Here is a 765-nt window from a genome sequence, read left to right as displayed (position 1 = left end):
TTTCATTTTGTGCGCAGTTTCGACAACATGAACTTTATTTCCCTGAGCTTTGCTTACCGCTGCCCGAAGAGAGTTCTGGAAGTGGCGAACAGGTGGAACCAGATCAAATATCGTCTCAGTGGCGGTAAGGGTGATAAATATGAATCGCATCAGATGCAGTTCCGGGCTGATTCGAGCCTGCCTGATGGTGAAGTGAGACTGTATTCGACAAAGGATGACGACATCGCGCTCATCCGCCGGCAATACCAGGATGATCCGGATTTTGCGGTGGTCGCGGATGATGGGTTCAGAGGGGAGGCGCAGGGGCGGTTTGGCACGCCTAATGTGTTCACGCCGGAAGAAATTGGCGGCCTGGGCTTTGCAACGGTTTTATACTATCGACCGCTGGACAATCTCGAGTTTAAGGAAGCCAACAGGGCCCTGCGGAAAATAACAGACAGCGCTGATATGATCACCGGGCGTGCAAAAGCCGGACGAAGCGACGCGCGTTTTGTGCGGGCTTTTCAGAAGGTACTGACTGGCTTCACCCGCGCCAGTGCGCGACTGTTCGTTATGCAGGACGGCGGGCATGACTGTGATATGCTGCTGAATCCCCTGGCGGAAATAATCAACCGGCAGGTACCTGGCGCCGCGGCATCGAGTTCATCTCAGACGCTGCCGGCTGAAGACGCAGCAAAGCCGAGCTGGGCGGAGCGTGAAGAGCGCTATCGTGCCATGGGTCTGACGCAACAGGCTGATGACATTGTTCAGCGTGGTCTGGTGCCG

General features: G+C 55.6%; 1 protein-coding gene. It reads left to right on the top strand.

What is annotated here, in order from left to right:
- Window positions 1-27: 27 nt before the first annotated feature.
- On the top strand, window positions 28-765 hold a 738-nt coding region (locus ACQUTA_RS13085; RefSeq protein ID WP_444988708.1), incomplete at its 3' end, for a hypothetical protein.

It is taken from the genome of Legionella navarrensis, from assembly GCF_052527415.1.
Note: the sequence above shows the minus strand (reverse complement) of the source record. Positions and strands in the feature narration are given on the sequence as shown.